The following is a 26,970-nucleotide window of genomic DNA, read 5'->3' on the forward strand; positions in this document are numbered from 1 at the left end:
CGGCTTGCCGAAGCTGGCCGACGGCGGCTATGTGCACAGCTCAGGCCCCTTGAAACTGCCCTCGAACGCCTGAGGGCGATGCAGCGGCGACAGGAGACACGCATATGGGTGTTTGGCGGTACGATGTATTGGGCATCGGCAACGCGTTGGTGGACGTCCTCGCCCGCACCGATGAAGCTTTCCTGCGTCAGCACGGCATAGCCAAGGGCAGTATGCAGCTCGTTGATCAGGATGGGGCCGACAGGCTCTACGCCGCAATTGGCGCCACCACCACCGTCTCCGGCGGCTCAGCCTCCAATACCATCGCCGGCATAGCCGCACTCGGCGGCACGGGCGCGTTGATCGCCAAGGTGCGTGACGATGAGCTTGGCGCGGCCTTTGCGCATGATCTGCGCGCCATGGGCGTCGCTTTCCCGACCACTCCGGCCGTGTCAGGCCCCGGCACTGGTCGCTGCATCGTGCTGGTGACTCCTGATGGCGAGCGCAGCATGTCCACCTATCTCGGCGCCGGACAGCAGCTGGGGCCGGATGATCTGGACGAGGATATGATCGCCGCGGCCCAGATTGTGTATCTGGAAGGCTATCTGTGGGACCCACCGCAAGCCAAGGCGGCCTTCCTGCGGGCAGCCGATGTGGCGCATGCCAATGGCGGCAAGGTCGCGATCACGCTGTCAGATGCATTTTGCGTCGACCGCTACCGTGACGAGTTTCGCGATCTGATTGACCGTCGCGTCGTCGACATCGTTTTCGCAAATGAAAGCGAATTGTTGAGCCTTTATCAGACCGCCAGTTTTGAAGCGGCACTGGAGGCGCTGGCCCAAAGTCAGGTTCTTGGCATCGTCACCCGCTCTGAGCAGGGTTGCGTGGTGATTGACGGCGCCAGCCGGCTTGATGCGCCGGCCGAGGCGATCGACACACTTGTCGACACCACCGGCGCCGGCGATCTGTTCGCCGCAGGATTTCTGTTCGGGCTGGCGCGCGGACTACCGCATGCCATCTGCGCCCGCCTCGGCGCCATCGCTGCGGCAGAGGTGATCCAGCATATGGGCGCCCGCCCGATAGCCGATCTCAGGCAACTGGTCAGTCAGTCTGGACTTGATGTCTGAGGCGGGGGACGGCTCACGCGCTGGGACAATAGGGGCGGCCTCTCGGTCGCCCTTTTTCGATTGGCGCAAAATTTATAGCTTGCGCAGCGAAACCTCTTCAATCAGGTGGCTGCGGCCTTTGCGCAACACCAGATCCGCCCGCCTGCGGGTGGGCAGCACGTTCTCGCGCAGATTGGTCAGATTGATTCGACTCCACAGTCGCTCGGCCATCTGCAGGGCTTCGCCCTCGCTTACACTGGCATATTTACGGAAATAGGACTGCGGATCACGAAAGGCGGTCTCGCGCAAATGCATGAAGCGCGTGACATACCAATCATGCAGCAAGTCTTCGTCGGCATCGAGATAGATCGAGAAATCGAAGAAATCGGAGACGAAGGGGATGTCACTGCCGTCGCGCGGCAGACGCGCCGGCTGGAGCACATTCAGGCCCTCAAGAATCAGGATATCGGGCCGATCGACCTGCACTTCCTCACCTGGCACCACGTCATAGACCAGGTGGGAATAGACGGGCGCCACGACGTTACGCTTGCCCGCCTTGATGTCCGACAGGAAGCGCAGCAATTTTTGCGTGTCGTAGCTTTCCGGAAACCCCTTACGCTCCATGAGCCCCTGACGCTCGAGTTCTGCGTTTGGCTGCAGGAAGCCGTCGGTGGTGACGAGGTCAACCTTGGGCGTATTGGGCCAGCGCGCCAGCAGCGCCTTGAGGATACGGGCGGTAGTGGATTTGCCAACCGCCACCGAGCCGGCGATGCCGATAATGTAGGGCGCCTTGGTCTCCTGCTCGGCCAGCAGGAAGCGTTGCGTCGCCTTGAACAGACCCTGCGTCGCCGCGACATACAGCGACAGCAGACGCGACAGCGGCAGATAGATCTCAATGACCTCCTCTAGTGAGATCGGGTCATTGAGCGACTGCAGCTTCATCACCTCTTCGCCGGTCAGGGTCAGCGGGGTATCAGCGCGCAGACGCGCCCACTCGGCGCGGGTAAACTCCCGGAACGGCGAGACCGCCTGCTCAAGATCAGGGAGCACCCCGGCGTGATTTTCTGACGTCATCTTCGTTCCCGCTTCCCCGGCGTCGACCACTGCGTCAGGGCGCCAATGCCGCGGCGCGCCTGCCTCCCACAGCCCGACCACTTGTTTTTGTCATTGAATGAGCCCTGAGGCCCGGGATTGCTCTCCTACCAGGATGCGAAGATGCTGACGCATCCGCATCCTGAAATGCTCAGGCGCCGCACGGGGCTAGCCAGAACCCGATGAGTCACGCTCCCCGGGTTCTGGTATCAGCCTGCGCGCGAGGCCTTCTCCTGCAAACCGGATTGCGCCGTCCGGCGCTGGAGTTCGTCAAGCACCGCCTGCACCGGGATTTCTGCGCCGCGCAGCACCACCAGAAGGTGATACAAGACGTCGGCCGCCTCGGCCGTCAGATTGTCCCTGTCGCCAACCACCGCCGCCAGCGACGCTTCCACCGCTTCCTCGCCCAGCTTCTTGGCTGCTTTCATAGGTCCGTCCACAAGCAGTCGGGCGGTATAGGACACCTCGGGGCTGGCCTCCGCCCGCCTGGCGATAATCAGTTCGAGATCCTGCAGCGAAAATGCGCTCATCAGACGATCCTTACCGGAATGCCAGCCGCCGCCATGTGGCCCTTGGCGTCCCCCACCGTATAGGCGCCGAAGTGGAAAATCGACGCCGCCAACACCGCGCTCACGCCGCCTTCGGTCACGCCTTTTACCAGATCATCAAGCGTTCCGACGCCACCTGAGGCGATGACAGGCGCGGTCACCGCGCTGGAGATAGCCTTCATGAGCGGCAGATCATATCCCGAGCGTGTGCCGTCGCGGTCCATCGACGTGACCAGCAATTCGCCGGCGCCCAGCGACACAACCTCCTGCGCAAACGCAATCGCGTCGATGCCAGTCGCCTTGCGCCCGCCGTGGGTGAAGATCTCCCACTTTGCCGGCGCGCCTTCCGGTGACACCCTCTTGGCGTCGATCGCCACGACAATGCACTGATCGCCAAATTTCTCCGCCGCTTCGCGCACGAACTGGCGATTGCTTACGGCGGCGGTGTTAATGGACACCTTGTCGGCGCCGGCGAGCAACAGCCGGCGAATATCCTCGACGGTTCGCACCCCGCCACCGACCGTCAGCGGGGTGAAACAGGCTTCTGCGGTCCGCTGCACGACGTCGAGCAGCGTGCTGCGATCTTCATGGCTTGCCGTGATGTCGAGGAAGCACAACTCATCGGCGCCCGCCGCATCATAGGCGCGCGCGGCTTCAACCGGATCGCCTGCGTCGACGAGGTCAACGAACTGTACGCCTTTGACGACTCGGCCGTCCTTGACGTCGAGACACGGAATGATGCGAACTTTAAGCATGGTCTCAGTGTCCTGCTGACTTGAGCAAAGCCAGCGCTTCAGCAGGGTCCAGACGGCCGTCATACAATGCGCGGCCAGAGATGGCCCCCTCCAGAATCGCGCAGTCGGGTTGCGTCAGACGCCGTACGTCTTCAATGGACGCCAGACCGCCGGACGCAATGACGGGGATCGACACGGCGCGCGCAAGCGCGAGCGTCGATTCGATATTAAGGCCGCCCATAGCGCCGTCCCGGCTGATGTCGGTAAAAATAATCGCGGCGACGCCGGCATCCTCAAACTTTTTGCCAAGCTCTTCTGCGCCGATCTCGGACAGGCTCGCCCAGCCTTCCACCGCTACCCTGCCGTCACGCGCGTCAATGCCGACGGCGATTTTTCCCGGGTGGAGTCGCGCCGCCTCGCGCACAAACGCCGGATCGCGCACCGCCGCGGTGCCGATGATGACGCGCGACACGCCCTTGCCAAGCCAGCCTTCGACCGTCCGCATGTCGCGAATGCCGCCGCCCAGTTGCACCGACATGCCAGGAGACTGGCTCAGGATGGCTTCGACGGCATCGGCATTGATCGGACGACCTGCGAAGGCGCCGTCGAGATCAACGATATGCAGCCAGTCGAACCCCTGGGAGCGGAACGCTTTGGCCTGGGCGCCTGGGTCGTCATTGAATACCGTCGCCTGGTTCATGTCGCCGTGTACGAGGCGGACACACTGGCCTTCCTTAAGGTCAATTGCAGGAAACAGGATCACGGACGCCACCTGATAAAGTTGGAAAGCAGCGCAAGGCCAAAGCCCTGGCTCTTCTCGGGATGAAACTGGCTGCCGGCGACATTGTCCCGGGCGACAAAGGCTGTGATCGGCCCACCGTAATCGGTGGTCGCCACCACATCGCCGACATGCGACGGCGTCAGCGCATAGGAATGGACGAAATAGGCGTTTCTCGAGGCGCCGCCACCCAGCAGATTGTCCAGCAAGGGGTGGGGCCGCGCCAGAATGAGATCGTTCCAGCCCATATGGGGTATTTTAAGCGCGGGATCAGACGGCCGGATCGGCGCAACGTCGCCGCCGATCCAGTCCAGTCCGGCGGTCGTCTCATACTCGAGGCCACGGGTGGCGAGCAGTTGCATTCCGACGCAAATGCCGAAGAACGGGCGGCCCCTGACCTTCACAACCTCGGTCAACGCATCAACCAGACCATCGACGGCGTCGAGCCCCCGACGACAGTCCGCGAAGGCGCCGACCCCGGGCAAGACCACGCGGTCTGCCGTCATTACGCGCTCCGGATCAGAGGTCACCTCGACACGGACGGCGTCGGAGACGTCAGACGCCGCCTTCTCCAACGCCTTGGCGGCCGAGTGGAGATTGCCTGAACCATAGTCAATAATAACAACGGTGCTCACCGACGGATCTCCGGCTCAGGAAACAGACCAACAACATCGGCTCCGGCAATCGGCGTGCTCCGGACCGCAGGCGCCGTGGCGACATGGTCAGGGCCAGCATCGCGGGCCATCCTCGAAATCAGCGCGTGCTCGGCGGCGCTGTAATTGCGCGCCACGACCACATCGACCATGCTCAATCCCCTGCGCCGCAGCGACCTGCCCCACACAGCGCCGGCTTCAAGGCCGGCGAAGGTGTGCGCAGCAGTCAGGGCGAGCAGCGGGTAGGCAATCGGCGTCTGCAAGAACCGCGCCAGCACGAACAACGCTAACGTGGCCATGAACATCGCCAGCGCTGCTAACCAGCAGCGGTGGTAGAGGAACCATGGAACCGGAGCAATAAACGCCAGCCACGAAAACCCATCTGGCACCACCGTCGCGCGCGCGGCGCGGGTCTCAAGCGCAGCCATCCCGGTCGCAGGGGCGAAGAGCAGAAACGATTTCATAGCCTTGTCACCCGCAGCATGGAGACGCTCAGGTCCGCTTCAGTGGCGGCCTGTCGCCAGGCGCCGAACGCGCCGGTTGCGCCCGCTGGCAGCGACGCAAAACGCGCCGCAGTTTAGAGCGCCCCCTTGGTCGAGGGAATGCGATCACCTTCACGCGCGTCCAATGCAACAGCCTTGCGCAAGGCGCGCCCCAGGCCCTTGAAGCAACTCTCAGCAATATGGTGGCTGTTGACGCCGTAGAACGTTTCCACGTGTAGGGTCAGGCCCGCATTCATGGCGAACGCCTGAAAAAATTCCCGCACCAGTTCGGTGTCAAATGTGCCGATCTTCTCAGACGTAAAGTCCGTGCGAAATACCAGAAAGGGACGCCCCGAGATGTCGACGCAGACCCTTGAAAGGGTCTCATCCATCGGCAGATGCGCGTCCGCATAACGGACGATACCGCGCTTGTCGCCGAGCGCCTGCCTGAACGCCTCGCCAAGCGCGATGCCGCAGTCCTCAACCGTGTGGTGATCGTCGACATACAGGTCGCCCTCGGCTTGCACAGTCACATCGAACAGGCCATGGCGCGTAAACAGGTCGAGCATGTGATCAAAGAAGCCGACCCCGGTAGAGACATTCGCCTTCCCCTCACCGTCCAGATTGATGCTGACCGAGATTTTTGTCTCGTTGGTCGCTCGCGCAATTTCACCCACACGCATCGGCGTGTTCTCCTGTCCGGGACGTCGACCATCGCTCTGGCCGGCCACGTTATAAATCCCCTGCCTTGCAGAAGCCAGCGACAGCCCGCGCCGCGCTTGCGGCGATCCTGGAGCGCCGACGCCGGTTTGGCGCATATCAATGCGTCAATCAACTGGGTCCCGGCCTTAACGACAGATGAACTGGCCGGTCCATGTTGGTGCGAAACACGGTGGCTCTGGACTTATACCAGGATGCGAAGATGCTGACGCATCCGCATCCTGCAATGCTCAGGCGCCGCACGGGCTTAGCCAGAACCCGATGAGTCACGCTCATCAGGTTCTGGTATTACGCCGCGAGGCGCTGACGCATGTCGTCGACCTGTCCGCGCCACCATCCAAACGCCAGATTGATCGCCGCCAGATCATCGGCGGACAACTCGCAGCGCGCCGCCCGTTCGAAGACCGACGCCATGATGTGATCAACCTGCGCCTCGCTCGCCTCCAGTTCGGTGAGCGACACGGCGCTGGACACCGCGTGACCCAGCGACTGCAAATCATGCAGCACATTCATCACCCTGCGACGTCGCCGGATAGACATCTGTGCGGCGATGGCGGTCGCAACTGACGCCAGGCCGCCAGCGACAAAAAAGCCGAGATAAAGGAAATCGCCGTAGCGGTCGAAAAAGCCCACGCTTTCGCCATCACGGAAAGCGCGCGCGCCCTGATGGACCAGCACCGGCGATTCCTCCGGATCGGGAACTTCGAAGTGCTCATAGCCTGGCGCGGCGCGCCGGATTGCCGATCGCGCCGCCAGGAATTGCTGCAACAATGTATACACGGTGCCATCATCGACATTTTGACTGGCAAGCAGGCGGACAGGGATAGCCACAGTGTCCTTTTTCTCTGCCGGGAGGGCGGGATTGCCGCGGAAAATGCCAACTGGAAGCTGAACCGTCTCTATTTCGCCGACGCGTTGGGCTAGCGCTTCAGCATCAGGAATGCCGACGATGGAGTCTGATGCGAATTTCTCGTTAATCCGTCGCACCGCCGCGGCCACAGCAGGCGCAGTCGCTGGCCCCAGCAAAGCGATGACATCAAGCGCGTCGTCAGAAATGGCTTCGGATAGCTGACCCGGCTGGACCACCTTCATGTTGGCGGCGTCCCGCGGCAGGCCATAGAACTCAAGAAAACCGGCGAGTCGCGCAGAGGAATCCATCGACCCGAAAGGCACGATCGCCAGCCGCCTGCCTTTTAGCGCGCTGATTGAGGCGTCGGTCGGCGCGTCGCGCGCCAGAATGATCAGGGCATCGCGCCGCAGCACCAATACGGCTTCTGCGGATGTGTTTGCTGCGCTATCCGGGCGCAGCGCCGCCAGATCAATAGCGCCCGCGCCGAGCGCGGTCGCCACCTCATGGGCATTCCTGTAAGTCACCGTTCTGAGACGAATGGATTTCTTTCGCTCACGGAACACGCCATCAGCAGCCAGCAAGACCTGCCGGCTGCCAGGATCATCTGATGCGACCCCAACCCGGAGGTGTGTTGGTCGTGTGGCGAGGTAAAACAGACCGCTCACCCCCGCGACACACAGCAGGGCAGCGGCGAACAGCATCCTCAGACCCAGCATCGCCCCCCTCCAATGAACTAGCGAAAACTCGGGAAGAGGTCGTCCTGCGCCACGTCCGGACAGACTTAAGCCCGTCCGGACGGCAATTTGATGGTCAACTCAGGTTCGCCAGAGCCGGGGATTAGGCGGCGTCGGCGCTCAGAAGTCCGCCGAGGTCGGACAGCACGGCGAGGTGATGGTCCGCATCGCCGAAGACCGCGTCAATCATGGTCAACCGCTTGAAATAGTGACCAATGGCGAACTCAATGGTGACGCCCACGCCGCCATGCAATTGTACGCCATTCTTGCTGACCACGCGCCCGGAACGACCAACCTGAACGCGGGTTGCGGCCATGGCGCGCGCGCGCTCAACCGCATCCTCATCCTGCGCCATCATGGTCGCGTACATCGCCATGCTGCGCGCCTGCTCCAGCGCGGTGAACATGTCGACAGCCTGGTGCTGCAGCGACTGGAAATTGCCGATGGGCTGGCCAAACTGGCTACGCGCCTTGATATACTCGACGGTCAGCTCCAGGGCGCGCTGCATGCCGCCCACCGCTTCGGCTGCGGTTGCGGCGATCGCATCATCATAAACCCGGCGAATGACAGCGACTCCGCTGGCCTCATCGCCGAGCAACGCATCGGAGCCAACGGGCACATCCGCCAGCTTGATCGTGGCGGCGCGCTGGCTATCCTGGGTCGCATAGCCCTGACGCGTCACGCCAGCAGCGTCTGCGGGCACGAGAAACAGCGCTACGCCGGCTTCGTCCGACTGCGCGCCAGAGACCCGGGCGCTGACCACCAGCACATCAGCGCTGTCGCCATGCAGCACCGCAGATTTCTCGCAGTTCAGCACCCAACCATCGCCGTCACGCGTCGCAGTGGCCGCGACGTTGGCCAGGTTGTAGCGGCTCTGCGGCTCGGCATGCGCCAGCGCCAGCTTGATGCTGCCATCGGCGATCCTGGGCACGAGGTCCTGCTTCTGCGCTGCGGAGCCTGCGCGACGCAAGGCGCCGCCACCGAGCACCACCGTAGCGAGGTAAGGCTCCACGACCAGAGCCCTGCCAAGCGCCTCCATAACGATCATGGTGTCGACAGGACCACCGCCGAAGCCGCCATCTTCCTCGGAAAACGGCAGGCCAAGGATGCCGAGTTCGGCATACTGCGCCCAAATGGCGTCGCTGTAGCCCTTCGGCTCCGCCGCGTAGCGCTTGCGCTGTTCAAAATCATAGCGGTCGGCGACCAGGCGCTCGACGCTGTCTTTCAGCAACCGCTGCTCTTCACTCAGGTCAAAGTCCATAGCTCAATCCATTCACATCGGCTCAACGGCGCGCAGCGCCGGAGCCTGAAACCCGGGGAGGTCAGACCATCAAAGGCCGAGCACCTGCTTGCTGATGATGTTCTTCTGAATTTCGTTGGAGCCGCCGTAGATGGAGACCTTGCGATAATTGAAGAAATTCGGCGCAGAGGTCAGCGCCCACTCCGGCGCAACGCCTGGCTCATTGCGACCATCGCCATCATGATGCGGCTGATAGGCAAGCGCCTCTGGACCGGCCAGCTCCACCATGAGCTCCGTCAGGGTCTGCTGGATCTCAGACCCCTTGATTTTCAGGATAGAGGAGGCCGGATCAGGCTTGCCTTCGAGCTGGGCCATGTTCGCGACGACCCGCATCTGGGTCATTTCGAGGGCCTTCAGTTCGACCTCCACCGCCGCGAGCTTCTCACGGAAGCGGGGGTTGTCGAGCATAGGCGGGTTGCCATGGCGCGATTCAGAGGCGATGCGCTTGATGCGCCGCACGCGCTCCTTTGAGGCGCCGACACGCGCGATGCCGACGCGTTCGTTGCCGAGGAGGAACTTGGCGTAGTCCCAGCCGCGGTTCTCCTCACCGACCAGGTTCTCGACCGGAACGCGCACGTCATCGAAGAACACTTCGTTGACCTCGTGGCCGCCCTCGATGGTGATGATGGGGCGCACGGTGATGCCAGGCGTCTTCATGTCGATCAGCAGGAAGCTGATGCCGCGCTGGGGCTTCGCCGTCGGATCGGTGCGGACAAGGCAGAAGATCCAGTCCGCATGCTGGGCGAGCGTCGTCCAGGTTTTCTGGCCGTTGACGACATAGTGGTCGCCGTCGCGACGCGCTGAGGTCTTGAGCGAGGCAAGATCCGACCCGGAGCCTGGTTCGGAAAAGCCCTGACACCACCAGTCGTCAAGGTTCGCCATGCGCGGCAGGAAGCGCTTTTTCTGCTCCTCTGAGCCGAACTGGATAATGACGGGGCCACACATGCTGGCATTGAAGGCCAGCGGCTCTGGCGCCGGCGCCGCCATCAGTTCCTCGCGGAAAATGTACTGACGCACAGGATCCCAGCCGGTGCCACCCCACTCAACCGGCCAATGGGGAACTGCCCAGCCCCTGGCGTTGAGGATACGCTGCCACTCGACCTGCTCTTCCTTGCTGACGTGGTGGCCAGCCTGCAACTTGGTGCGAATCCGCTCCGGGAGGGCCGAGCGAAAGAACGCCCGCACCTCTTCGCGGAAGGCCTGCTCTTCAGAGGTAAAGCTCAGATCCATCCTGTTTCCTTCCGTGTGCCATGTCGCCGCATCACCAGCTGCAAGCGCCGCCGTGCGACAGTCATTTCTCGCTGTGCGTCAGCCGCCCTGCCGGGGCCCGGGGCGCCGGTCCCTAGCGCCCCAAAAGCAGTATGTCGCCAAACCTCGCTAATGGCGCAGCCACAGCCTCCAAAAACAGCTTCGACGCCAGTGTTAAGCGGGGGCAATGAGCCTGCCAAGTAGCAATTGGACCTGTCACGGGTCATCGCAGGGTCGCGCCTGGCGCAGGCATATGCGTCGCCTTAGCAGGCGCGGCGCATGAAGTTGCGTCTGTAACTCTTGGGAAATATTGCTTCCTGTCCGGTCGATGCGATCGACGGGGGTTGTGCTTCAGCCGTGTCCGGTGCATGTAGCGCCTGCGTCCGCTTTACATCGAATATATCAAATCACATCCCGCTGACGCGGCGGGAGAAACGTGTCGTGATGTCCGCAATCCAGAAGCAGTCCGAAGAGCCCCTGTCCCGGGAGAGCCTGAGCAATCAGGCATATTTTCGCCTGAGGCGCGACATTATGGGCGGACGGTTTCTCCCTGGAGAGAAGCTTAAACTGCGCGACATGGCGGCTGAGCTTGGGGTAAGCCCCACGCCAGTACGCGAAGCCTTGGCGCGACTGGTGGCGGATATGGCTGTCGCCCAACTGGATCATCGCTCGGTGCGGATCCCGCACATTGACCCCGAGCGGTTCAGCGAAATTTGCACCCTGCGGATGGATGTGGAGGGTCGCGCCGCGGCGCGGGCGGCGGAGCTGGCCACCAGCAGCCAGATCGCCGAGCTTGAAGCCATCCATGAGGAGATGATTGCGCTGAAGAAGGCGAAGCAGTTCAAGGAATCCTTCGCGGAGAACCAACGCTTCCACGCTGCATTTTGTGCGATCGCCGACATGCCGCTGCACTATCGCATCGCCGAGACATTGTGGCTGCAGATAGGGCCGCTGATGAACGCCTTGCTTGTCCACCGGCCAACGACCCTGCCCCAGCGCCACCCGCACCACACCCTGCTCGAGGGCCTGCGCAAACACGACCCAGGCCTGGCGCGGGAAGGCGCGGAGATGGATATCCGCATTAATGCCGAGCCAATGCTGGCGTTCTTGCGCAATGTCGACACGGAGCCGCAGAAGCTGGCCTGAGCGCATCAGGCCTCCATCGGGTTGCTGAACAATAATCGCCAGCGTCAGACCCCTGATCGGCGAACTCCAGGGCGATCGCCTCACCGGTTGCAAAAATTCTGTAGGGGAGCTGCTGCGGCAGCTCCCCTTTGTCATGGTTATACTGTGCCAATAGGCGTAGTTGGAGACCCCACTGCGCCAGTCAGGCGAAGGGGCGGCGCGGTGAGGAAGAAGCGGTTGCGGCCATTGGCGCGCAGCCAGTCCGCCAACGGCGTCAGGTGCCACAGTTCGCCCAAATGGACGCCGAGCTTGAACAGGCAGTGTTCATGTAGCGGCAGCATGGCGCAGCAGTCCCCGCCAGGTCGTGCAGGATAGGCTTCGACCGAATAGTTGTCCGCAATCAGCGCCGACAGGCCGCTGTCCGTCACCCATTGCAGCAGGCGCTGGTCGCGGCCATCGAGGAGCGCACAGGCGTTCTCGACCGCAAAGTGGGTCGGATTGCCGCCCAGCTCAAGCAGGAACGCGCCGAAACCGGTGTGCAGGCACACCATATCGCCCGCCTCGATGACGACCTTGTCCGCCTCGATAATGCGCATCAGCTGGTCATAGCCGATAATTTCACGGGCGCGGCCGACATGCGCATGCAGATCGATCATGACAGCCCGGCCTTGCATGCCCTTCACCGCCATGTTCTCCACGCCCAGCTTCCGGGCGCTGGAGGTGCTCGGTCCATGGCCATCCGGCGCCCCAGAATCAGCCGGATTGGGAGAGGCTACGATGTCCTCCCCTGCACGGTAGCCGTTGTAATAGAGCGGCTCAGGCACGCCGTCGCCGTCGGCGTCAAACATTGACCCAACATGAGCGAAGCTGTCCCACTGCGTTGAATATTGCAGATGCAACAGAACCAGATCATCACACAGGACGTCGGTTGCGCCCGTATGATCCTTGCCGAGTTGGTAGTTCATGTTGACCGCTTCGCCGCGCCGCGTCGGTCGCAACACAGGCGGTAGCCGTCGGGGATTGAGGACATTGCCGCCTGGATATTCCAGCGGCAGGCTGAGGCAGAATGACAGGCCTTCACGAATTTCCGCGGCGCCCTGCTTCACTTTGTCTGGCGTGATCAGATTCAGCCGCCCCAGCTGATCGTCTTCTCCGAAGTCACCCCAGGTGGAACCGTCAGGCCGGTGACGCCATCTCCTGTTTTCAGTCAAAGCGATTCCTCTTATTTTTATGCTGTGATGTTTCACGAGAAACATGCGCTCCTCGCGCCCGTTCGCGAAGCGCGCGACCGGCGAGGCTCATGCGCCGCTCACGCATGACCAAAACCCGATGAATCATACTCACCTGGTCCGGGCCTGAACGACGCCCTTTCGTTGTGTTCAGGGCTTCTTAACCAGCGGACAGCGCGATTGCGCCAGCGGTTGAAACGCCTGATCAGCAGGGATCGTCTGCAGAATCTTGTAATAGTCCCACGGCTGCCTGCTCTCTGCAGGAGATTTCACCTCGGCCAGATACATGTCGTGCACCATGCGGCCGTCCTCACGAATACGACCGTTGGTGGCGAAGAAATCGTTGACCGGGGTCTCGCGCATTTTTTTCATCACCGGGTCCGTGGCGTCAGTCCCGGCAGCCTTCACCGCGGCCAGATAGTGCATGGTCGCCGAATAGGCGCCGGCCTGGGACATGCTGGGCATGCGTCCTGTCCGCGCAAAATAGCGCTTGGCCCATGCGCGTGAGGCCTCATCGCGATCCCAGTAGAACGCAGTTGTCAACACCAGCCCCTGGGCCTTGTCGAGACCAAGACTGTTAATGTCGGAGAGAAAGATCAGCATGCCGGCGAGCTTCTGCCCCCCTTGCACCACCCCGAACTCCTGGGCTTGTTTGACCGAGTTGACCGTATCATTGCCGCCATTGGCCAATGCGATGATTTTGGCCTTTGAGCCCTGGGCCTGCAGCAGGAATGACGAGAAATCGAGGGTGTTGAGCGGCGCCCGAACCGAGCCAACGACCTTGCCACCACCCTCCTGCACCACTTTGGTGACATCGCGCTCAAGGTCTGTGCCAAAGGTGTAATCGGCGGTGACAAAGAACCAGCTGTCATAGCCTTGCTTGACTGCGGCGCTCCCCGTACCATGCGCCAGAGCGTAAGTGTCGTAGGTCCAGTGCACCGTGGTCGGCGTGCAGGCCTCATTGGTGAGGCGCGCTGAAGCAGGGCTGGTGAACACCACGATCTTGTTGCGCGGCTTGGCGATCTCGATCACGGCTAGCGACGGCGCGGTCGCAGCCACATCCATGATGGCGTCGACCTTCTGGGCGTCGAACCACTCGCGGGCTTTTGCTGCGGTAATGTCAGGCTTGTTAAGTGTGTCGGCGCTCACAAGCTCAATGTTCTTACCAAGAACCTTGCCGCCAAAATCCTCGATCGCCATCTGCGTTGCGGCGACGGTGTTGGGTCCTGTGATGTCGGCGTAGGGTCCGGACATGTCCAGCAAAAGACCAATCTTGACGACATCGTCCGATATGGCTGCGGCATTCTGAGCGCTGGCGCCGGGAGATAAAGCCAGGACAAAGCTTGCTCCCGCCGCCATGGCGCCACGCTGCGCCAGATTTTTGGTCGACAACACACAATTTAAGAGCGCCGCAAGGCGGCCTTGTGCTTCGGACATGCAACCTCCCATGCTTTGTTATGCTGGAAGTGAAGCAGATCACCTCGAACATATATAGTAAAAATACATTACATCTCCGCGACCATGGGGCGTGGCGGAAAATATCAAGACAATGGCGCGTTTAGCCCTTGATGGAGACGTCGTGGCGCCGCTTCCTGTTGGGACTGAAATGGCTCGTTCGCGCGGTGTCGCCGGCGGCCTTGCGGAAGGGGATGCGAAATCTGGCGCGCCCCCAATGACATACCCCTGCGCTGAGGCGCAGCGCTAGCAATGTTGGAGCCGGCGCCAGAACCGGCGCAGGAGGAATTGATGAGCTTGCCCAAGGTCCTGTCCGAGCGGCTGTCGCTCCCGGCGATCGCCTCGCCCCTGTTCATTATCTCGGGTCCCGAACTGGTGATCGCCCAGTGCAAGGCGGGTATCGTCGGCAGCTTTCCCGCGCTGAATGCGCGCCCAAAGGAACTCCTGGACGAATGGCTGCATCAGATCCGCGAGGAACTGGCGGCGCATGACCGCGATCACCCCGACCAGCCTTCGGCGCCATTCGCCGTCAACCAGATCGTTCATCGCTCGAATAACCGGCTCGATTACGATGTTGAGCTGTGTGTGAAACACAAGGTGCCGGTGATCATCACCTCACTTGGCGCGCGTGAGGATCTCAACCAGGCGATCCATGGCTACGGCGGCGTCACCCTGCATGACGTTATCGACAACCGCTTTGCCCGGAAGGCTATTGAGAAGGGCGCCGACGGCCTCATCGCTGTCGCAGCAGGCGCAGGTGGCCATGCGGGCACCATGTCGCCCATGGCCCTGTTGCAGGACATCCGGGAGTGGTTTGACGGCCCACTGGCGCTTTCGGGCGCTATCGCCAGTGGTCGCTCGATCCTGGCGGCGCAAGCAATGGGCGCGGATCTGGCCTATATCGGCTCGGCCTTCATCGCGACGCGGGAGGCCAACGCCAATGAGAATTACAAGATGGGCATCGTCGAGGGCGATTCCTCGGGCATCGTGTACAGCAATCTGTTCACGGGCGTGCACGGCAACTATCTGCGCAAGTCAATCGAACTCGCCGGTCTGGACCCGGAAAATCTGCCGACGTCCGATCCCTCCAAGATGAACTTTGGCGATGACGGCAAGAAGGTGAAGGCCTGGCGCGACATCTGGGGCTCCGGCCAGGGCATCGGCCCAATCAAGGAGATTCTCGGTGCGGGTGAACTGATAGCGCGCTTCCGACAGGAATATGCAGAAGCTCTGAATGACCTGAACGCTCGGGCTTCGCATTACAGCCGCCTGCCGCTCGCCGCAGAATAAGCGACTGCCTGGCTGCGGCCAGCCGCGTGCGTCGTCAAACGTTGCAGCGCCACTTTCGGAGTCTGCCGGAGCACACCGCCCCGGCAGGCTCTTGCATTGCAGCGGATGATCCTGATCTTGTTGTGCCGCCAGGGCGCGAACGCGCCGATGACAACAATGCGAACTGGCGCGCTACAGGGAGAAACCGCCATGACCGATGAGGTCGTAACGTCTGTGCAGGACGGCGTGCTGCTTATCCGCATCAACCGTCCCGACAAGAAGAATGCGCTTAACCGCGCCATGTACCTCAAAATGACCCAGGCGCTGCAGGACGCGGATGCCGACGCTTCGGTCAAGGTTGCGATCATAACCGGGGTGGCCGACAGCTTCACCGCCGGCAATGACCTGAAGGACTTCCTCGCCGCCAAGCCGGGTGAAGAGAGCGGCGGCACAATTTTCATTCGCGCCCTCCCCCAGTTCAGGAAGCCGCTCATCGCCGCAGTCAACGGTCTTGCCGTGGGCATCGGCGTCACCATGCTGCTGCACTGTGACCTGGTCTATGCATCCACGGACGCGCGCCTGCAGACCCCATTCGTATCGCTGGGTGTAGTGCCAGAGGCGGCGTCCAGCCTGTTGCTGCCCCGTCTGGTCGGCCATCAACGCGCATCAGAATTGCTGCTTTTCGGTGACTTCTTCAGCGCCGAGCGCGCCGAGCAGCTCGGACTGGTCAATGCGGTGACGACGCCGCAGGAGCTGGAGGCCACGGCGATGGCCGCCGCCAGACGGATCTGTGAGCAGCCGGTGGCCTCGGTGCTCGCCACCAAGGCGTTATTGCGCAGCCGCAATACCCTGACCCCGCTGGAGCGCTTCAAGGAAGAAGGCGAAGCGTTCGAGGTTTGCCTGCATTCCCCGGAGTCCCGCAACGCCATGCGCGCCCGCCTCGACCGGAAGCGCGCCAGCTGAAGTTTGGCTTGATAGCTGGATTGATCGACGGTCAGGCCCTACATGCAGGGGCGACAGCTCCTGCATGCGTAGGGATATTCTGATGCACACTGACGGCCCCGCCGTATTTCACGCCACCACCATCTTGATGGTTCGCAAGGGCGACAAGGTAGTTATGGGAGGTGACGGTCAGGTCAGCCTCGGCCCAACCGTAATCAAAGGCAACGCGCGCAAGGTCAGGCGGCTGGCCGGTGGTCAGGTCATCGGCGGTTTCGCCGGCGCTACTGCCGACGCCTTCACGCTGTTTGAACGGCTTGAGGCAAAGCTCGAGCAATACCCGGCGCAGTTGACGCGCGCCTGCGTCGATCTTGCCAAGGACTGGCGCACCGACCGCTATCTGCGCCGCCTGGAGGCCATGATGCTGGTCGCCGACAGGAATGTCAGCCTGCTGCTTTCTGGCACGGGCGACGTGGTGGAGCCTGAAGCGCATCCCGAAGGGTCAGTGATGGCGATCGGTTCTGGCGGAAATTTCGCCCTGGCGGCAGCCCTTGCGCTCCTCGACACTGACAGGGACGCTGAAGCGATCGTGCGCAAATCCATGGCGATCGCGGGGGACATCTGCGTTTACACCAATCGCAATCTGGTCATCGAGACTCTCGACGTCGCCCGCTGACCCAATCGCCACGACACAAGAAGAGCGCCATGACCAGTTTTTCACCCCGAGAGATTGTCTCAGAACTCGACCGTCACATCGTCGGCCAGAAGGACGCCAAGCGCGCGGTCGCCATCGCCCTGCGCAATCGCTGGCGTCGTCAGCAACTCGAACCGGCGTTGCGTGATGAGGTGATGCCCAAGAACATTTTGATGATCGGCCCAACCGGCTGCGGCAAAACGGAAATTTCGCGTCGGCTGGCGCGGCTGGCCGGCGCGCCATTTCTGAAAGTCGAGGCGACGAAATTCACTGAAGTGGGTTACGTCGGCCGGGACGTCGAACAGATTGTCCGGGACCTGCTCGAAGTGGCGATCGGCCTCGTGCGTGAAACGCGTCGACGTGATGTGCTGGCGCGCGCGCAACTCGCGGCCGAAGAGCGCGTGCTCGACGCACTTGTCGGCGCGACAGCTGGCGCCGCCACCCGCGAATCGTTTCGCCGCAAGCTGCGCGATGGCCTGCTCGATGACAAGGAAATCGAGATCGAACTGCAGGCGCCGGCTGGCGGTGCGCCGATGTTTGAGGTTCCCGGCATGCCTGGCGCCTCCATGGGCGCCATTAATATTGGCGATATTTTTGGCAAGGCGCTCGGTGGCCGCACCAAGAGTCGTCGCGTCACCGTCAAGGAAGCGCATGACCCGCTGGTCGCAGAAGAGAGCGACAAGCTGCTCGACCAGGATCAACTGATTCAGGAGGCGATTCGGCAGGTCGAAAACGATGGCATCGTATTTATCGACGAGATCGACAAAATCTGCGTGCGTGAGCACCGCTCCGGCGGCGACGTGTCTCGCGAAGGCGTGCAGCGCGATTTGCTGCCCCTGATCGAGGGCACGACCGTCTCGACCAAACACGGCCCGGTGAAAACCGACCATATCCTGTTCATCGCCTCCGGCGCCTTCCACGTCGCCAAGCCGTCTGACCTTCTGCCTGAATTGCAGGGCCGACTGCCGATCCGCGTGGAGCTGACCTCGCTTGATGAAGCCGATTTCCGACGCATCCTGACGGAGACGGAGGCCAATCTGATCCGTCAGACGGTGGCCATGCTGGCGACAGAAGGGGTAAAACTGACGTTTACGGACGACGCTATCGACGCGCTGGCGCGCATCGCAGTAGAAGTGAATGCGACGATCGAGAACATCGGCGCCAGGCGCCTTCAAACTGTGATCGAGCGGGTGATCGATGACATTTCCTTCACCGCCGCAGATCGGGCTGGTGAGGAGGTGAAAATCGACGCCGCCTATGTTGAAGGGCGGCTGGGCGAGCTGGCTCGCAACGCCGACCTGAGCCGATTTATCCTTTAAGGCTGGAAGCCAACCTCATCTGACGGAGACCTTGGGTAAACATCCATTTTGAGGCAGCCCACTGGGGCGAGTTTCATCTCGGACTGGACGAATTGAGCTTTGGCCGATCGCTGGCGGCCAAAGCGCATGTCTGCCTTATGTCGTCCCGTCTGTGACGAGGCGTTGGCAAGGTGTTCAGCTGGCAGCGCCATCGGGCTGCGCGGAATTAATCAGGTCGGCGACGCAAGCGCGTCACAAACCAGATCACCAACATGGGGGTCAGTACGGCGGCGGCGATCAGCCCGGGCTGGCCGCCCCAGCGGTCGAAAGCTGGCCCCACGACCGCCACGCCGATTGTCTGACCAATGAACAGCGCTGAAGCGAACAAAGAGACAGCTGCCCCGCGCGCCTCGGGCGCCATCTGGGTCGCGTTGGTCTGTAGCGTGTTGTGCAGCATATAGAACGAAAGCCCGCACAACGCCGAGGCGATTGCGGCGCCCGCAAGCACAGGCGTCGCCACAATGGCGAGAAACGCCACCGCCAACCCGAAACCGCCGCCGAGCACAAGCCCACGCTCACCGAAGCGTTTGACCATGCGGCCGGCGTTCAGCGCATAGACGAGGCCCCCCAGACCGAACACGCCGAGGATGGCGCCCGCGACGCCAGCTCCTATGCCGAAGCGCCGCTGCAGTTCGGAGCCCACATATGCCCAACTGCCAAAGACGATGGCCCCTTCCAGAAACACCATGATGATCACCGTTCTCGGCCACCATCGGCCGAGCAGTGACAGCATGCTGGCAATTCCCTTGAGGATATCGCCGTTGCCCGATCTCACCGCTGGCGGGTGATCCTTACGCATCAGGTTGGCGGCCAGGCCTGCAGCAGCCAGCACATAGAGCAGGGCCAGCACCATAAACACCTGGCGCCAACCCATGACCTCGCTGAGCATCCCGCCCACCGCCTGGCCAAACACCAGCCCAAGAATCTGGCCGGTCATGAATTTGGCCAACACTGACTGGCGCTCGGCATAGGGCACCACATCGCCGATCCAGGCCATGGACAGCGGGATGATGGCGGCTGCCGTCGCGCCCGACAGCAAGCGCGACACCGCCAGCACGCCTAGCGATCCGGCGAAGGCGCAGGCCATGACGCCCACAGACGACAGAAAGGTGGCGATCGCCACCATGCGATATTTGCCGAGCACATCGCCGACCGGGCCGTAAACCGCCTGGAGCAAACCGTAGGAGATCGAGAACGCTGCGACGACCATCCCGGCCTCGCCGGGCGTCGTGGAGAACTCCATACCGATGTCGGGCAGCAAGGGATCGGCGACGCGCGCGGTGGCGGCGCTGACAAATGACGCTAGGGCAAGTAAAAAAATGGCGCGGGAGACAGCTCGCGAGGACGTTGCAGCGGAGAGCTGCGCCTCTGCGTTATTCGTTGTGCTCATGATATTCCGGATTCCGGCAGTGAGCGAAGCATGGGCGCCCTGTGCCGCAAACTGCGTGACAGGCGCCCTGCCTGCGATCATAGAATGGCGCGCATGATGCGACATGCATGCGCCTTATCGGGCTGTGGCGCAATCTCTACAGGGCGCAGGCCTGCCTGTGGGGACGGCGTTGCTGACCGCTGCGGCAGGCTGGCGACCCCGAGCTGTTCAGAGACCAGTTTCCTTGCCCCGGAGAACCACCCGATGTCTGACGCAGCGCCGGTTGACCAGCCATGAGGCGCATTCCGTCGAGCGTGGCCGTCGCTGGGGCCGCGATGGTCTCGCGTGTGTTTGGCTATGCCAGAGATGTTCTCGTCGCCAATATTTTAGGCGCGGGCCCGGTAGCCGAGGCCTTCCTTGCGGCGCTGCGCGCGCCGAATGCCCTGAGGCGCATAGTGGGTGAAGGCGGCTTCAATGGCGCCGTCATCCCGCTCTATATGCGGCTCAGGCAGCGCGATGGCAGCGGAGCAGCGGCAGATTTCGGGCGCGACTTTCTCGCGCTCGCCACTTTACTGCTCTCTTTGGCGAGCGCCGCACTGGCCTTCGCCGCCAGCGCAGTCATTGCTCTGTCTGCGCCTGGTCTGGATGCGAGATCGCCGGATTTTGCCCTCGCCAGATGGTGCTTCCTTTTGATGACGCCGTTTATGGCGACGACAGCGCTAGCGCACGTGGCCGGGGCATTTTTGAACGCCGAGCGGTGGTTTTTCTCCGCCGCGCTCGCCCCTGCGGTCGTGAACTTCGCCCTGGTCGCTGCATATCCTGCGATCGGCGCACTCGATCTGCCATCCCGCGACAAGGCCCTGCTCATGGCTGCGGCGCTGAGCGTTGGCGGCGCCTTGCAGTTACTGCTGACCGTGCTGCCTCTGGCGCCTCTGCTCGGGTTAGCGCGTAACTGGTTCAAGCCAGCCGCAATGGCGCAGGTCATGCAGGCGATGCGCCTGCTTGGACCCGTGCTACTGGCGACGGCCAGTGTCCAGATTATTGGTCTGGTCGCCAGCGCCATCGCGTCTTTCGACAGCGGCGCACTGGTCTGGTTCTATTACGCCGACAGGTTGATCCAGTTGCCGCTCTCACTGGGCGGCGTCGTGATCGGTTCGGTAGTGCTCACTGACATGAGCGAGCGGCGACTACTGCTGTCACAAGACGTGGCATCCGTAGACGTGCAGCGGGCTCTGAACGACGCGGTGTCACTGTCATTCGCCTGGGGTATCCCCGCCGGCATCGGGCTGGCGGTTCTGAGTTCGCCAATTGTCGCAACCCTTTTCGGCCATGGCGCGTTCTGCCGGGCAGACGTCGAGGCTACAGCGATGATGCTTGCGACGATGGCGTTTGCCCTCCCCGCCGCGCTGGCGGCGCGCGTGCTGACGCAGGACATGCTGGTGCGGGAAGCAAGTTGGCTCGCAGCGGCGTCTGGCTGGCTGGCGGTGCTGGCTACGCTGATTGCGTGCGTGATCTTTCAGCAGATGGTGGGACCGCTTGGGGTAGCGATTGGCGTGGCCATCGGGCTCTGGACGCTATTCGCCATAACAGCAGCGCTTATGCTGCGCCGTGGCTGGTGGATACCATCGGCGCAGTTAGGATGGCAGATCACCCGGCAAGTCGCCGCAGGAGCCGCCATGGCGCTCGTCGTCGGACTTATGCACCCCAGACTTGAAGCGCTGTTTGGCGGCGGCGCTCACTGGGGGCGCGCAGCCGCTCTTGCCCTTTCCTGTCTCACTGGCGCGGCAGTCTACGGGCTTCTGGCGGTACTCATAGCCGCCATGCCAAAACGCAAACAATCGTCATGACCTTGCGGGAGCGACCAACGGGGATCTGTGAGCCGCCCGTATTGCAGGGCGTGCCACGCTTGCAAGGCCCTGTCGCTCACCAATCCCCCTGGCTCTTTTTGCGCAATCGCACGTAGAGCGCGCCGACACCGCCATGACGTGGATCAGCCGGCTCATAGCCGAGCACAATGTCACGCATGTCGGGCGAATCCAGCAGCATTGGCGTGAGCCGGCGCAATACGCCCCGCGCCTGCCGCTCTCCGGTCCATAGGTGCGCCTCGCTGTGGTCCGCGCCACCCTTGCCAGTGACAATCAGGACGGTGCGGCGTCCTGCAGCGGCAGAACTTATCAGGAAACGTTTCAGAGCGCCGTGCGCCTCAGCCTGTCGCATACCGTGGAGGTCGAGTTTTCCCTCTATGGTGACGCGGCCACGAACGATGGCCCGGCGCTCTTTCCGGGCGAGCATTTGCATGGTCGGCGCTGGTACATCATTTTTTGAGATTTTTGGGTGGGCAGCGGCGACAACAGCAGATGTCGCCAGCGGTTCGGTAGTGGCCTGCGGCGCAGGTAACTCGCTCATAGCTGGCGACGTTGCTGCTCCAACCCGCCGCAGTGGCGTTACCCGGCTGGTCACCACATCCCACAATAGCCGTTCTTCCGGGGCGAGTTCGCGTTTGCGCTTGCGCGACATCTGTCGCTCCTGAGACTGAAACGCCCGGGCGCCGCGTGGCGCAGGCGGCGCCGCATGGGCCGCTGCCGCGGCAGCCGCCTGGCCAATTGGCGCCTGTGCGGAGTGTTCTCACCTCCGCCGACGCTACGCACACTCACATTCGATTACGGCGGCGATACAACATCGAGCAGAACTTCACGCCGGAGGACAACCCAGGTAAGGCGCCTTGACTAACGCTGGCGCGCCATCGATGGCGTATGACCCTGCCCCGGCCGGCGACCAGTCCACCCGGAGCCTTTGTCAGCGTGGCTGACCATATGGCTCAGGCGCTGCCCTCCGTCGCGACGAGGCGCCAGTTCGGATCAGCGCTCCCGAGGGTGCGCGCAAATGTCCAGACATCCGTGACATCGACCACTGCTTCAGGGTCGCCATCAACGATGGCGCCAGAGCGATCCCGTGTGGCGGCAATGAGCTTGGAATTAAACCGCAGCGTCAATTGCGCCACGCCGCCACTCACCTCAGCCTCTGTGATTTCTGGCTGCGCGATCGCCACAAAGGTCGTCTCTGGCTTTTCACCGTTCTTTTCGCGTTCGCTGATCACCCGCTCGAAGCCCTCGTAGACTTCGTCGGACAGGAGCGACTTCAGCGCGGCACGGTCAGCCTGGGAGAAGGCCAGCACAATCGCTTCATAGGCCGACTTGGCCCCTTCCAAAAATTGTCTGGGGTCAAAACCCGGCTCTGCATCGGCGATTTTGTCCAACCCAACAGCGATGGGCGAACCCTTCGGCGCGATGTCGTTCCACTCCGCCCGCGCAGTCGCCCTGTCTCGTTGCGGCGCGCCCGCGCCTGGCAACGGGATCACGTTGTCATCGTTGACAGCGGACGCCGGCGCCTTGTCCTCATTTTTGGCGGAGTCCTTGCGCGTGCAGGGGTCGTAAGGTGGGCGCTCGTTGCCGGTGCGCTGGCCGAGCACGGAGCGGAGTTTCCAGAGAACGAAAACCGCCAGTACCAGAAAGACTATGGTGAGCGGGTCAAACGAATCCTGCATGAAACTGGAAACCTGCTGTTCGGCGCTGGGGCCGGTTGTTGGCGCTGGGCGGACTGACGGGAGACGACGGCGGCCAAAGCCCGCAGGCGCCGACCACACACGATCTTTTCCCAATCATATGGTGTGCTAATCTCTTACATCCAGCCCTTTCAGCTTCTATTCAATTAGAGCCGCCCGGGCTAGCCGTGCGGCGCTTGTACCTGTCACAGTTCCATGTTAGCGCGCGGCAGTTTCGCGGTTCCATGGCGCGACCGCCATTCTCGAATCGCCCTCGCCGCGCCACGGCGGCGCTGCATCAAGGCGAAGCATCCTGGAGAGGATCACTGAAAATGTCCGACACTTCGGTAAACGGCGGCCAGCAGCCGCAAGACGGCGCCCCGCTGCTTAACGGTCTCGCTCAGTATACCCGCGACCTGTCGTTCGAAAATCCCAACGCGCCGCGCTCGCTCACCCCGCAGGAAAAAGCGCCGCAGATTTCCATTCAGGTCAATGTCGGCGCCCAGCAGCTGTCCGAAACGGACTTTGAGGTGGAGCTGAAGCTGGAGGGTAACGCCAAGGTCGACAATGACACGCTGTTTGCGTTCGATCTGACCTATTGCGGCATCTTCCGGGCACAGAACATCCCGGCTGAGGATCTTCACCCTGTCATCATGATCGAGTGCCCGCGCCTGCTGTTCCCCTTTGCACGCCAGATCGTCGCTGACGCGGTCCGCGGCGGTGGCTTCCCGCCGCTGTATGTCGATCCGATTGACTTCGCCGCGCTTTACCGCGAACGCGCCCAGCAGTTCGCAGCCGGCGCCACCCAGGCGCAGTAAGCCTGCGCTGCGGCCCCTAATCGGGTAATCTTGTCAGAGGCGATGGCCACCGGCCGTCGCCTTTTTTATTATTGCGGCGGGGCGTAATCGAGCCAGATGGCTTTATCGCCCATACTGGCGACGAGCGCGCGATGCCGCTCCAGCACCTCCTCCGATAGAGGCGACGCCAATTGCTGCTCGCGGACGCGTGGCGCACTGTCGAGCTGGATGGCCGGCGTGACCACCACGTCTACGACCGTGCTGGCCTCGACACTGAGGTCGAGGCCGGTCTGGCGACCACCGCGCAGCTCCAGATAAACCTCTGCGAGGATCTCCGAGTCCAGCAGCGCGCCGTGCTTGCTGCGCCGGCTGTTGTCGATGCCATAGCGCGAGCAAAGACCGTCCAGGGTGTTATTCGCGCCCGGATGCTTCCGGCGCGCAATCACCAGCGTGTCGACGATCCGCGCTGGATCCAGCGCGGGCAGGCCCAGGCGGGCAAACTCGGCGTTGAGAAAATTCGCATCGAACTGGGCGTTATGAGCGACGAGTGGCGCATCCCCGATGAAAGCCAGGAATTCATCGGCAATCTGCGAGAAGACGGGCTTGTCCGACAGGAACGCCGCACTTAGCCCGTGCACCGCAAAGGCTTCCGCCGGCATGTCGCGTTCGGGATTTATGTAGCAATGGTAGGTGCGGCCCGTCGGCAGATAGTCGACGATCTCGACGCAGCCGATTTCGACGACCCGGTCCCCCTTGTGAGGCTCCACGCCAGTGGTCTCGGTATCGAAGACGATTTCCCGAATTTTGTTCACGGCATACTCCGCTGGTCACTGGCCTCCCGCTGCTTCAAACGCTCGCAATAATCTTTGCCGTCGCATTGCCCTGCCGCGCCGACACGACTGACATGATGTCGGCGACTTGGCGACGCGCATGGTCGAAGCCCTGGCCCGTGTCGATGATGAAATCAGCGCGTCGCCGCTTCTCTGCGTCTGGCATCTGTTTCACGTGAATCAATTCAAACTTTTCGGGCGTCATTCCCGGACGGGCCAACACCCTCTCCCGCTGGATATCCGCCGAGGCAGATACGACGGCGACTGCGTCGCAGCGCTGATCGCCGCCGGTTTCGAACAGCAGCGGCACATCCATCACCACAACCTGGACGTTCTCGCTGACCGCGTTTCGGACGAGTTCGAGCTGATGTTGGCGCAGCAGCGGGTGAACGATGGACTCGAGTTTCTTCAGGGCATCCGGATTACCGAGCACCGCGGCGCCTAGCTTTTCCCTGTTAACCACGCCCTGCTCGGCCACGCCCGGAAACGCAGCCTCAACCAGCTGTGTCGCTGGTCCAGCATAAATCTCGTGAACGGCGGCGTCGGCGTCATACACCCAGGCGCCCATGTCGCGGAACATCGCGGACGTCGCAGATTTCCCCATGCCAATGGATCCCGTCAGCCCAAGAATGAAGGTCATGCCGCCCGTCCAGTCATCTGGTTAATAATCAGGTTTCGCAGGTCATCCGTGACCTCAGGAAGCACGCCGAACCAGCGCAAGAAGCCGGGCGCCGCCTGGTACAAAAGCATGCCCAGCCCATCCACTGCCGTACGTCCAGACACGCGGGCAGTCCGCAACAGGTCTGTCTCCAATGGCGCATAAACGATGTCATTGACCACCGCATCGAAGGGCAAGGCCGCCAGATCAATGTCAAGCGGCGGTTGACCGCTCATGCCTAACGTCGTCGTGTTCACCAGAACATTGGCGCCATCCAGAGCCGTGGACCGGTCATCCCAGGGGATGACCTTAAGGTCGCCACCTGCGCCGTCAGCCAGTTCTTCCGCTAGCTGCCTGGCACGCGCCGCTGAGCGGTTGCAGATAGAGATCGTTGCAAAGCCCCGTTGCTGCAGACCATAGACGATAGCCCGCGCGGCTCCGCCAGCGCCGAGCACCACAGCCTTGTCACGGCGATTGTCCCAGCCCGCCTGTCGGTCATCCAGATTGCCAAGAAATCCGGCGACATCCGTATTGTCGCCGCATAGCGTACCATCCTGCATCCAGACTGTATTGACGGCGCCAAGCGCCTGCGCAGTCGGCGTGCGCTGATCAACCATGCGCGCCACTGCTTCCTTGTGCGGCGTGGTGACGTTGCATCCGGCAAGCTGTCCCTTACGGATGAGGTCAAGAAAATCGGTCAATTCATCTGTGGCGACCCGCCGTTTGTCGTAGGCGCCATCGATGTCGTAGCGCGCGAGCCAATGCCCATGGATCGCCGGTGACCTCGAGTGAGATATAGGATCACCAATTACGCATGCCTGTTTGGTCAAAAGCCGCCTCCCCGCTGCAACATGCATCTCAACGCGCCAGATGTCCCATCGCGCGCATTTCCTCCAGTAGCGGCAACAGCGGCAAGCCAAGCACCGTAAAGTGATCGCCATCGATCCGCTCAAACAGCTGCACGCCCAGGCCTTCGAGCTGGTAGCCGCCCACGCTGAGCAGGACATTGTCTCCAGCCTCTCGCGCGTAGGCGTCAATGAAGCTTTCCGAGAGCATCCGCATTGTCAGCGTCGCCTTACTCTGCACGCGCGCGATCACCACTCCGTCCAGCGCCAGCGCGGCGGCTGCGTGCAACACATGCTCCCTTCCGGAGAAGGTGCGGAGCCTTGTTAGCGCTTCCTCAAGATTCAACGACTTGTCATACTGCTGGCCAGCGCAGGACAGGGTCTGATCCGCGCCAAGCACGAGCCGGCCGGGGCTTCGCGCGGAAACCTCTTCAGCTTTCGCAGCCGCCAGCAGCACCGCTACTTCATCCGCCCCAGCTCCATTGCGCCGGGAATTGGCATCCACAACGCGTTCATCGATATTGGCTACACTGACTTCTGTCGGTATCCCCGCTGCCGCAAGCATCTGCCTGCGGGTCACGCTTCCTGAGGCCAAAAGCAGTGGCGATGTGTTGAGCCACAGTGCGTTCATAACCGG

The 26,970-nt window shown here is 62.3% G+C and carries 27 protein-coding genes; 8 read left to right on the forward strand and 19 right to left on the reverse strand.

Features of this window, described 5'->3' with window-relative positions:
- Positions 1 to 104 precede the first annotated feature (104 nt).
- Positions 105 to 1,106, forward strand: a complete 1,002-nt coding sequence (locus AC6A67_RS10260; RefSeq protein ID WP_498036452.1) for an adenosine kinase — start codon at positions 105 to 107, stop codon at positions 1,104 to 1,106.
- Positions 1,107 to 1,178: 72 nt separating this feature from the next.
- Here AC6A67_RS10260 and coaA read toward each other — a convergent pair whose 3' ends face one another.
- From coaA to pimC, 10 genes are all read right to left on the reverse strand, one after another.
- Positions 1,179 to 2,159 carry a type I pantothenate kinase gene (coaA, locus tag AC6A67_RS10265; RefSeq protein WP_498036453.1) on the reverse strand — a complete coding sequence of 327 codons (981 nt, stop codon included), beginning with the start codon at positions 2,157 to 2,159 and terminating at the stop codon, positions 1,179 to 1,181.
- A 227-nt stretch (positions 2,160 to 2,386) separates the two neighbouring features.
- Positions 2,387 to 2,707, reverse strand: coding sequence for a phosphoribosyl-ATP diphosphatase (locus AC6A67_RS10270; RefSeq protein WP_498036454.1), 321 nt, complete (start codon positions 2,705 to 2,707; stop codon positions 2,387 to 2,389).
- Positions 2,707 to 3,480, reverse strand: coding sequence for an imidazole glycerol phosphate synthase subunit HisF (hisF, locus tag AC6A67_RS10275; protein WP_498036455.1), 774 nt, complete (start codon positions 3,478 to 3,480; stop codon positions 2,707 to 2,709). The genes AC6A67_RS10270 and hisF overlap by 1 nt, the downstream gene beginning before the upstream one ends.
- Before the next feature lie 4 nt (positions 3,481 to 3,484).
- On the reverse strand, positions 3,485 to 4,231 hold the full coding sequence (hisA, locus tag AC6A67_RS10280; protein ID WP_498036456.1) for a 1-(5-phosphoribosyl)-5-[(5-phosphoribosylamino)methylideneamino]imidazole-4-carboxamide isomerase: 747 nt from the start codon (positions 4,229 to 4,231) through the stop codon (positions 3,485 to 3,487).
- A complete protein-coding gene (hisH, locus tag AC6A67_RS10285) occupies positions 4,219 to 4,872 on the reverse strand; it encodes an imidazole glycerol phosphate synthase subunit HisH (RefSeq protein WP_498036457.1) in 654 nt (217 codons plus the stop codon). Before hisH ends, hisA begins: the two co-directional genes overlap by 13 nt.
- Complete coding sequence (locus AC6A67_RS10290; protein ID WP_498036458.1) at positions 4,869 to 5,354, reverse strand: DUF2628 domain-containing protein; 486 nt, start codon at positions 5,352 to 5,354, stop codon at positions 4,869 to 4,871. Before AC6A67_RS10290 ends, hisH begins: the two co-directional genes overlap by 4 nt.
- Positions 5,355 to 5,467: 113 nt before the next feature.
- Positions 5,468 to 6,055, reverse strand: a complete 588-nt coding sequence (hisB, locus tag AC6A67_RS10295) for an imidazoleglycerol-phosphate dehydratase HisB (protein WP_498036509.1) — start codon at positions 6,053 to 6,055, stop codon at positions 5,468 to 5,470.
- A gap of 325 nt (positions 6,056 to 6,380) precedes the next feature.
- On the reverse strand, positions 6,381 to 7,643 hold the full coding sequence (locus AC6A67_RS10300; RefSeq protein WP_498036459.1) for a TAXI family TRAP transporter solute-binding subunit: 1,263 nt from the start codon (positions 7,641 to 7,643) through the stop codon (positions 6,381 to 6,383).
- Positions 7,644 to 7,779: 136 nt separating this feature from the next.
- A complete protein-coding gene (locus AC6A67_RS10305) occupies positions 7,780 to 8,937 on the reverse strand; it encodes an acyl-CoA dehydrogenase family protein (protein WP_498036460.1) in 1,158 nt (385 codons plus the stop codon).
- A 69-nt stretch (positions 8,938 to 9,006) separates the two neighbouring features.
- Entirely contained in the window at positions 9,007 to 10,206 is a 1,200-nt protein-coding gene (pimC, locus tag AC6A67_RS10310) for a pimeloyl-CoA dehydrogenase large subunit (RefSeq protein WP_498036461.1), read from the reverse strand.
- 462 nt (positions 10,207 to 10,668) lie between these two features.
- Between pimC and AC6A67_RS10315 the strand changes: the two genes are divergently transcribed.
- A complete protein-coding gene (locus AC6A67_RS10315) occupies positions 10,669 to 11,370 on the forward strand; it encodes a GntR family transcriptional regulator (protein ID WP_498036462.1) in 702 nt (233 codons plus the stop codon).
- A gap of 137 nt (positions 11,371 to 11,507) precedes the next feature.
- Here AC6A67_RS10315 and AC6A67_RS10320 read toward each other — a convergent pair whose 3' ends face one another.
- The gene (locus tag AC6A67_RS10320) at positions 11,508 to 12,560 is read right to left on the reverse strand and encodes a cyclase family protein (RefSeq protein ID WP_498036463.1); all 1,053 of its coding nucleotides are present in this window, start codon (positions 12,558 to 12,560) and stop codon (positions 11,508 to 11,510) included.
- A 168-nt stretch (positions 12,561 to 12,728) separates the two neighbouring features.
- Positions 12,729 to 13,937, reverse strand: coding sequence for an ABC transporter substrate-binding protein (locus tag AC6A67_RS10325; protein WP_498036510.1), 1,209 nt, complete (start codon positions 13,935 to 13,937; stop codon positions 12,729 to 12,731).
- 387 nt (positions 13,938 to 14,324) lie between these two features.
- On the opposite strand from AC6A67_RS10325, the gene AC6A67_RS10330 reads away from it, so the two are divergent.
- The 4 genes from AC6A67_RS10330 (at position 14,325) to hslU (ending at position 18,254) form a co-directional block, all read left to right on the forward strand.
- The gene (locus AC6A67_RS10330; protein WP_498036464.1) at positions 14,325 to 15,323 is read left to right on the forward strand and encodes an NAD(P)H-dependent flavin oxidoreductase; all 999 of its coding nucleotides are present in this window, start codon (positions 14,325 to 14,327) and stop codon (positions 15,321 to 15,323) included.
- 189 nt (positions 15,324 to 15,512) lie between these two features.
- Positions 15,513 to 16,265 carry an enoyl-CoA hydratase gene (locus AC6A67_RS10335; protein WP_498036465.1) on the forward strand — a complete coding sequence of 251 codons (753 nt, stop codon included), beginning with the start codon at positions 15,513 to 15,515 and terminating at the stop codon, positions 16,263 to 16,265.
- 82 nt (positions 16,266 to 16,347) lie between these two features.
- Positions 16,348 to 16,917, forward strand: a complete 570-nt coding sequence (gene hslV / locus AC6A67_RS10340; protein ID WP_498036466.1) for an ATP-dependent protease subunit HslV — start codon at positions 16,348 to 16,350, stop codon at positions 16,915 to 16,917.
- Positions 16,918 to 16,946: 29 nt separating this feature from the next.
- Positions 16,947 to 18,254, forward strand: a complete 1,308-nt coding sequence (gene hslU, locus AC6A67_RS10345; protein ID WP_498036467.1) for an ATP-dependent protease ATPase subunit HslU — start codon at positions 16,947 to 16,949, stop codon at positions 18,252 to 18,254.
- A gap of 205 nt (positions 18,255 to 18,459) precedes the next feature.
- On the opposite strand, the gene AC6A67_RS10350 is transcribed toward hslU, so the two are convergent.
- Entirely contained in the window at positions 18,460 to 19,683 is a 1,224-nt protein-coding gene (locus tag AC6A67_RS10350) for an MFS transporter (RefSeq protein WP_498036468.1), read from the reverse strand.
- Positions 19,684 to 19,955: 272 nt separating this feature from the next.
- On the opposite strand from AC6A67_RS10350, the gene murJ reads away from it, so the two are divergent.
- Positions 19,956 to 21,509, forward strand: a complete 1,554-nt coding sequence (murJ, locus tag AC6A67_RS10355) for a murein biosynthesis integral membrane protein MurJ (RefSeq protein ID WP_498036469.1) — start codon at positions 19,956 to 19,958, stop codon at positions 21,507 to 21,509.
- A gap of 76 nt (positions 21,510 to 21,585) precedes the next feature.
- Here the strand turns inward: murJ and AC6A67_RS10360 are convergent, their stop codons facing one another.
- Together AC6A67_RS10360 and AC6A67_RS10365 are read right to left on the reverse strand one after the other, a co-directional pair.
- On the reverse strand, positions 21,586 to 22,179 hold the full coding sequence (locus AC6A67_RS10360) for a Smr/MutS family protein (protein WP_498036470.1): 594 nt from the start codon (positions 22,177 to 22,179) through the stop codon (positions 21,586 to 21,588).
- A 301-nt stretch (positions 22,180 to 22,480) separates the two neighbouring features.
- Positions 22,481 to 23,206, reverse strand: a complete 726-nt coding sequence (locus AC6A67_RS10365) for a Tim44/TimA family putative adaptor protein (RefSeq protein WP_498036471.1) — start codon at positions 23,204 to 23,206, stop codon at positions 22,481 to 22,483.
- A gap of 329 nt (positions 23,207 to 23,535) precedes the next feature.
- On the opposite strand from AC6A67_RS10365, the gene secB reads away from it, so the two are divergent.
- A complete protein-coding gene (gene secB / locus AC6A67_RS10370) occupies positions 23,536 to 24,021 on the forward strand; it encodes a protein-export chaperone SecB (RefSeq protein ID WP_498036472.1) in 486 nt (161 codons plus the stop codon).
- A gap of 68 nt (positions 24,022 to 24,089) precedes the next feature.
- Here the strand turns inward: secB and dnaQ are convergent, their stop codons facing one another.
- Genes dnaQ through AC6A67_RS10390 form a run of 4 tightly spaced genes read right to left on the reverse strand, consistent with a single transcriptional unit; the run spans position 24,090 to position 26,964 of the window.
- Positions 24,090 to 24,803, reverse strand: a complete 714-nt coding sequence (gene dnaQ, locus AC6A67_RS10375) for a DNA polymerase III subunit epsilon (protein WP_498036511.1) — start codon at positions 24,801 to 24,803, stop codon at positions 24,090 to 24,092.
- 43 nt (positions 24,804 to 24,846) lie between these two features.
- On the reverse strand, positions 24,847 to 25,470 hold the full coding sequence (gene coaE, locus AC6A67_RS10380) for a dephospho-CoA kinase (RefSeq protein ID WP_498036473.1): 624 nt from the start codon (positions 25,468 to 25,470) through the stop codon (positions 24,847 to 24,849).
- On the reverse strand, positions 25,467 to 26,318 hold the full coding sequence (locus tag AC6A67_RS10385; RefSeq protein ID WP_498036474.1) for a shikimate dehydrogenase: 852 nt from the start codon (positions 26,316 to 26,318) through the stop codon (positions 25,467 to 25,469). Before AC6A67_RS10385 ends, coaE begins: the two co-directional genes overlap by 4 nt.
- A 28-nt stretch (positions 26,319 to 26,346) precedes the next feature.
- On the reverse strand, positions 26,347 to 26,964 hold the full coding sequence (locus AC6A67_RS10390; protein WP_498036475.1) for a Maf family protein: 618 nt from the start codon (positions 26,962 to 26,964) through the stop codon (positions 26,347 to 26,349).
- Positions 26,965 to 26,970 lie beyond the last annotated feature (6 nt).

The organism is Camelimonas sp. FR25 (genome assembly GCF_059740505.1).

Bases quoted from the DNA above. Each gene is read 5' to 3' on its own strand.
- secB (WP_498036472.1), top strand. From the start codon at position 23,536: ATGTCCGACACTTCGGTAAACGGCGGCCAGCAGCCGCAAGACGGCGCC.
- AC6A67_RS10390 (WP_498036475.1), bottom strand. From the start codon at position 26,964: ATGAACGCACTGTGGCTCAACACATCGCCACTGCTTTTGGCCTCAGGA.
- AC6A67_RS10315 (WP_498036462.1), top strand. From the start codon at position 10,669: ATGTCCGCAATCCAGAAGCAGTCCGAAGAGCCCCTGTCCCGGGAGAGC.
- AC6A67_RS10350 (WP_498036468.1), bottom strand. From the start codon at position 19,683: ATGAGCACAACGAATAACGCAGAGGCGCAGCTCTCCGCTGCAACGTCC.
- hslU (WP_498036467.1), top strand. From the start codon at position 16,947: ATGACCAGTTTTTCACCCCGAGAGATTGTCTCAGAACTCGACCGTCAC.
- AC6A67_RS10270 (WP_498036454.1), bottom strand. From the start codon at position 2,707: ATGAGCGCATTTTCGCTGCAGGATCTCGAACTGATTATCGCCAGGCGG.
- AC6A67_RS10330 (WP_498036464.1), top strand. From the start codon at position 14,325: ATGAGCTTGCCCAAGGTCCTGTCCGAGCGGCTGTCGCTCCCGGCGATC.
- AC6A67_RS10325 (WP_498036510.1), bottom strand. From the start codon at position 13,937: ATGGCGGCGGGAGCAAGCTTTGTCCTGGCTTTATCTCCCGGCGCCAGC.
- coaA (WP_498036453.1), bottom strand. From the start codon at position 2,159: ATGACGTCAGAAAATCACGCCGGGGTGCTCCCTGATCTTGAGCAGGCG.
- murJ (WP_498036469.1), top strand. From the start codon at position 19,956: ATGAGGCGCATTCCGTCGAGCGTGGCCGTCGCTGGGGCCGCGATGGTC.
- pimC (WP_498036461.1), bottom strand. From the start codon at position 10,206: ATGGATCTGAGCTTTACCTCTGAAGAGCAGGCCTTCCGCGAAGAGGTG.
- AC6A67_RS10365 (WP_498036471.1), bottom strand. From the start codon at position 23,206: ATGCAGGATTCGTTTGACCCGCTCACCATAGTCTTTCTGGTACTGGCG.
- hslV (WP_498036466.1), top strand. From the start codon at position 16,348: ATGCACACTGACGGCCCCGCCGTATTTCACGCCACCACCATCTTGATG.
- AC6A67_RS10260 (WP_498036452.1), top strand. From the start codon at position 105: ATGGGTGTTTGGCGGTACGATGTATTGGGCATCGGCAACGCGTTGGTG.
- AC6A67_RS10335 (WP_498036465.1), top strand. From the start codon at position 15,513: ATGACCGATGAGGTCGTAACGTCTGTGCAGGACGGCGTGCTGCTTATC.
- hisB (WP_498036509.1), bottom strand. From the start codon at position 6,055: ATGCGTGTGGGTGAAATTGCGCGAGCGACCAACGAGACAAAAATCTCG.
- coaE (WP_498036473.1), bottom strand. From the start codon at position 25,470: ATGACCTTCATTCTTGGGCTGACGGGATCCATTGGCATGGGGAAATCT.
- hisF (WP_498036455.1), bottom strand. From the start codon at position 3,480: ATGCTTAAAGTTCGCATCATTCCGTGTCTCGACGTCAAGGACGGCCGA.
- AC6A67_RS10300 (WP_498036459.1), bottom strand. From the start codon at position 7,643: ATGCTGTTCGCCGCTGCCCTGCTGTGTGTCGCGGGGGTGAGCGGTCTG.
- AC6A67_RS10290 (WP_498036458.1), bottom strand. From the start codon at position 5,354: ATGAAATCGTTTCTGCTCTTCGCCCCTGCGACCGGGATGGCTGCGCTT.
- AC6A67_RS10305 (WP_498036460.1), bottom strand. From the start codon at position 8,937: ATGGACTTTGACCTGAGTGAAGAGCAGCGGTTGCTGAAAGACAGCGTC.
- AC6A67_RS10360 (WP_498036470.1), bottom strand. From the start codon at position 22,179: ATGTCGCGCAAGCGCAAACGCGAACTCGCCCCGGAAGAACGGCTATTG.